Raw genomic sequence first — 5208 nt, forward strand, 5'->3', positions numbered from 1 at the left:
GGCGGCTAAGCCAGTTTAACGCCTGTTTTTTCAGCTCAGCGACCCCGACCACGGTTATACCTCCAGAACCCCATCATCCGCGGCGTTCACCTGCAAAGCAAATACATCATTAAATGACAGAAAAAATGCGATTTGCAGTAAAGGTGCCACCACAATTAAGCCAATGCCGAGCGTAGGCAGGGTCAGAAAAACCAGTGCCATACTAATCAGGCCGTATAACAGCAGCGCGCCAATATTGCGCCAGCAGGCAATAAAACTGGTTTGTAATACCACCAGAATACGACGCTCTTTTAAAAAATAGGCAATCGCGACGGCATAGGCAAACAGCATTAACACCAGGGTAAACAACGCCACCATTGCCAGTAGTTGCAGCAAGACTATCGTTTCCACGCCAGTTTGTGCTTCTACTGCCGCCGACATGGTGGTTTGCAACTGTTCAAACAAGGCTATCAGCGGAGTAAACATAACAAATTTAAGCGCGCCAATGGTCATCAGGATAAGCCGGCAAGAGGGCTCTGTCAGCGGTTGAAACAGCCAGTCGATGCCGACCTTCTGTTGCTGTTGCGCACCAACAATAGTTTTATAGAATCCGGCTGTTAAAAACGGCCCCAGAAATACCCAGATTAGGGTTGTTAACTGATGCTGCTGCAACAGAAAGCTGATGATGGCGGTTAAGCAAAACATTGCTATAAACAACAACGGCAAACGCCTGAACAGATGCCAGGCACCCGTCAGCCACTGCAATGAGGCGGTAGTTTTCACCCGCCTGATAATCAGTTTCAGTTGAAACGGCTTTTCCACACTTTCCCCTTGCCCACGCCTGCAGCCACTGCTGCCGTAAAAGGCCGTTATCATACTGCAAAACCAGCTAAATTAAGAGAGCTGAGATAAAACTTCAGCAACCTGGACAAAAAACCAGCAAATACCGGCATTCAGACTTGCTTTGCACCAGACGGACCGCATAATAGCAACATCAAATCTGTGAGGTTGTACTATGGAAAAGTTTGTTGAGAATCTTATTTATTCTGCCCGTTGGATTATGGCGCCTATTTATCTGGGGCTCAGCCTGGCATTGATAGCGCTGGCGATTAAGTTTTTTCAGGAAATTATTCGTATCGTTCCAATTATCTTCAGCATGAAAGAAGTTGAGCTGATTTTAGTGGTGTTATCGTTAATTGATATTGCGCTGGTCGGTGGCCTGTTAGTGATGGTGATGTTTTCCGGCTATGAGAATTTTGTTTCCAGGCTTGATCTGGAAGGTAATTCCGATAAGCTCAGCTGGCTTGGAAAACTGGACTCCGGCTCTTTGAAAAATAAAGTCGCGGCATCGATAGTAGCGATTTCATCGATTCATTTACTGAAAGTATTTATGAATACTGAAGTGATCGAAAACGAAAAGATCATGTGGTACCTGCTTATTCATATCACCTTTGTGCTGTCAGCCTTTGCCATGGGATACCTGGATAAATTGCTGCGCGATGATAAAGTAAAGTCACTTTAACCGGCGTTGCATAACAGATAATGAGCCAGGTTCTGATTTTCTTCGCCAAAATATTTACGCTGTAACCGCAGGTACCAGCTATCGAGAATGACACTTAACAATGCCCTGTCAAAAGCCTTTTGCAGGGCGGCCTCTGTGAATGCCGCCCGGTAGAGGGTAGTGTCAAATAACGGATGAACCGCCAGCTCGTCCACATTATCCTGCTGCAAGCGGTAATGGTTAAAAATATTACGGTCCATCACCACCACCTGCACCCGGCCAGACAAAAGCATTTTTAACTGTGCCTGCTGGTCCACGGTTTCACGGTAAGCAGCAGAAATTCTCGCCATATCGGCATATTCTGGCCCCAGCACCGTGCGGGCATTTTGAAATGCTAACACCGAATAGTGCCCTAAATCACGGCTATCGTTAATCATTAATTTATTGTCTGCCAAACTTACCGCAATATTCTGATAACGAATATAAGGGTTAGAATAAAACAGTGTTGTGTCCTCAGCCGTAACAGGCTGCAGACTTGCAATGTCGCCTTCGCCCTGCTCAAGTAAAGGTTTAAGCCTTGCGTTGGGAACAAACACAAACACCGGCTCATAGCCCATTCTGCTGACGACTTCAGCCAGCAGCTCAACCTCATAGCCTGAGATATTCGCGGTATTAATGTAGGGCGGCTTGTGCTGCCCCACCAGTACGGTAAGTGGCTTTGCCATCAGCTGGCCAGCCATTGTCAGCAGCAAAAAAAAGATTATCCAGCGTGACCACATCGGTAATATCCTCAACCTAATCCTTTTTAAGATAACGGTTTTTCGGCAAACTGACATACATTTTTTACCATGAAGCTTAACGAATATTGGGAGCCAGCCAGCTTTGTGCCTCTGCAAGGCTCCAGCCTTTTTTTGCGGCATATTCGGTAACCTGATCTTCACCAATTTTACTGACGGCAAAATATTTGCTGTCAGGATGGCCGAAATACCAGCCACTTACCGCGGCACCCGGCCACATCGCATAACTTTCGGTCAGCTTTATGCCTGTCTGCGCCTCGACGTCCAAAAGCTGCCATAAGGTGCCTTTTTCGGTATGCTCCGGGCAGGCCGGGTAACCCGGCGCCGGCCTGATCCCCTGATACAGCTCGCGAATTAACTGTTCATTATTCAGATCTTCATCAGCGGCATAGCCCCAGTATTGCCGGCGCACTTTTAAATGCAGATACTCTGCCAGAGCCTCAGCTAACCTATCAGCCAGCGCTTTGACCATGATGCTGTTGTAATCATCATGCTCAGCGGCAAACTTGGCAGCAAATTCATCAGCACCAAAACCGGTACTGACGGCAAAAGCGCCAATATAGTCTTTAACGCCACTGGCAACCGGCGCGATAAAATCGGCCAGGCTGCAATTAGGAACATTGTTACGCAGCTGCAACTGCTGACGCAGGTTATATAAGCGGGCTTCCTCTGTGTTTCGCTGCTCGTTGGTATAAACGACAATATCATCACCGTCACTGTTCGCCGGAAATAAACCAAATACGGCTTTGCCTTTCACGTGCCCTTCGTTAATCATCCGATCCAGCATGCTATTGGCATCTTGAAATAATTTACGGGCCTCCATACCCACTTCGGCATGATTTAAAATGGCCGGGTATTTGCCCGATAGCTGCCAGGTTAAAAAAAACGGTGTCCAGTCTATGTAGTCGCGTAACAGGTCTAAATCGACATCCTGCCATAAGTGAACGCCGGGCTGCTTAGGCGCCGGGGCGACTTTAGTTAAATCGAGCTGAAATTTATTGGCTTTGGCCTCAGCTAAACTAAGCAGCTTTTCACCCGGGCGCGAACGGGCATGTTGCTCGCGTGCCACCCCATATTCATTTTTAATCCGCGCTAAATACTCCGCTTTGCTGTCTGGCGTAATTAATGACTGCACCACCGACACACTGCGCGACGCATTAGGCACATACACCACGCCATTGGCATAATGGGGCTCTATTTTGACGGCAGTATGGGCTTTTGAGGTCGTTGCGCCGCCAATTAATAACGGTTGGGTAAAGCCTAACCGGGTCATTTCTTTAGCAACATGCACCATCTCATCCAGGGATGGGGTAATCAGACCCGACAAACCAATCACATCAACCTTCTGCTCTTTGGCGACTCTTAACAGCTCAGCGCACGGCACCATCACACCAAGATCAATCACTTCAAAGTTATTGCATTGCAGCACCACCCCAACGATATTTTTGCCGATATCGTGCACATCGCCTTTTACTGTTGCCAGCAGCACCTTACCCTGAGCCCGGCCTCCTTCTTTTTCCTGCTCGATAAAAGGCTGCAGATAAGCCACTGCTTTTTTCATTACCCGGGCCGATTTAACGACCTGCGGCAAAAACATCTTCCCCTCACCGAACAGGTCGCCCACAACATTCATGCCGTCCATTAACGGCCCTTCAATCACATGCAGCGGCTTTTCGGCCTGGTTGCGTGCCTCTTCGGTATCAAGCTCGATAAAGTCGGTAATACCTTTTACCAAAGCATGTTCCAGCCGTTTGTTAACCGGCAGGCTACGCCATGCGTCGTCGACTTTTTCAGCTACGCTGCCATCACCTTTAAACTGAGCAGCGATATCGAGCAATCGCTCGGTAGCATCATCACGCCGGTTTAATATGACATCCTCTACCCGCTCGCGTAACAACGGAGGTATATCATCATAGACGGTAAGCTGCCCCGCATTAACAATACCCATATCCATGCCGGCAGCGATGGCATGGTATAAAAATACTGAGTGAATGGCCTCGCGTACGGCATCATTGCCGCGAAACGAAAATGAGACATTAGATACGCCGCCGGAAATTTTTGCATGCGGGCACCGCTGTTTGATCTCACGGGTCGCTTCAATAAAATCCACTGCATAGTTATTATGCTCTTCTATGCCGGTGGCGACCGCAAAGATATTCGGGTCAAAAATAATGTCCTGTGGCGGAAAACCAATCTGCCCGGTTAGGATCTGATAGGCGCGCTGGCATATTTCGACTTTGCGCTCTTTGGTATCAGCCTGGCCCTTTTCATCAAAAGCCATTACCACCACAGCCGCACCGTAGCGGCGTAGCAACCTCGCCTGCTGCACAAAAGGCGCCTCGCCTTCTTTTAATGAAATAGAATTAACGACCGCCTTGCCCTGAATGCATTTGAGTGCCGCTTCAATAACCTCCCATTTTGACGAGTCAACCATAATCGGTACCCGCGAAATATCAGGTTCAGAGGCCAGCAAACTTAAATAACGTACCATGGCAGCTTTGCTGTCAAGCATCGCCTCATCCATGTTGATATCAATAATTTGCGCGCCGTTCTCTACCTGCTGCCGCGCCACATCCAGTGCCGCCTCATAGTCACCATTTAGAATAAGTTTTTTAAACCGGGCCGAGCCGGTCACATTAGTCCGCTCGCCTACGTTAATAAATCGGGCCTGTTGCTGCATTACCACTCCAGAGAAAAGGCTTCAAGCCCGGCTAAATGAAAACTGTGATCTGGTGCTCTGGGCTGGCGCGCCGGCGCCTGTTTTACCGCGTCAGAGATCGCTTTGATATGTTCTGGCGTTGTACCGCAACAGCCACCGACGATATTTAAAAACCCCTGTGCGGCCCAGTCGGCAATCTCTGCAGCCATCTCTGCTGCACCTAAATCATACTCACCAAACTCATTGGGCAGGCCGGCATTCGGATGCACTGA

Annotated in this window: 5 protein-coding genes; 1 reads left to right on the forward strand and 4 read right to left on the reverse strand. The window is 48.6% G+C overall.

The genetic code is table 11. The annotated features are described in order from the left end of the window. Window positions 1-54: 54 nt before the first annotated feature. On the reverse strand, window positions 55-801 hold the full coding sequence (locus tag R3177_RS13055) for a hypothetical protein (protein WP_318971464.1): 747 nt from the start codon (window positions 799-801) through the stop codon (window positions 55-57). 193 nt (window positions 802-994) lie between these two features. Between R3177_RS13055 and R3177_RS13060 the strand changes: the two genes are divergently transcribed. Continuing rightward, window positions 995-1501, forward strand: coding sequence for a TIGR00645 family protein (locus R3177_RS13060; RefSeq protein WP_318971465.1), 507 nt, complete (start codon window positions 995-997; stop codon window positions 1499-1501). Here the strand turns inward: R3177_RS13060 and R3177_RS13065 are convergent. The 3 genes from R3177_RS13065 to R3177_RS13075 form a co-directional block, all read right to left on the reverse strand. Beyond that, complete coding sequence (locus tag R3177_RS13065) at window positions 1498-2259, reverse strand: substrate-binding periplasmic protein (protein WP_318971466.1); 762 nt, start codon at window positions 2257-2259, stop codon at window positions 1498-1500. The two genes, R3177_RS13060 and R3177_RS13065, sit on opposite strands and share 4 nt — an antisense overlap. Before the next feature lie 76 nt (window positions 2260-2335). Beyond that, on the reverse strand, window positions 2336-4957 hold the full coding sequence (gene metH / locus R3177_RS13070; protein ID WP_318971467.1) for a methionine synthase: 2622 nt from the start codon (window positions 4955-4957) through the stop codon (window positions 2336-2338). Further along, window positions 4957-5208 (reverse strand): homocysteine S-methyltransferase family protein (locus R3177_RS13075; RefSeq protein ID WP_318971468.1); only part of this gene is annotated, 252 nt, incomplete at its 5' end. The genes R3177_RS13075 and metH, both read right to left, overlap by 1 nt.

The organism is Arsukibacterium sp. (assembly GCF_033722355.1).
Taxonomy (GTDB): domain Bacteria; phylum Pseudomonadota; class Gammaproteobacteria; order Enterobacterales; family Alteromonadaceae; genus Alishewanella.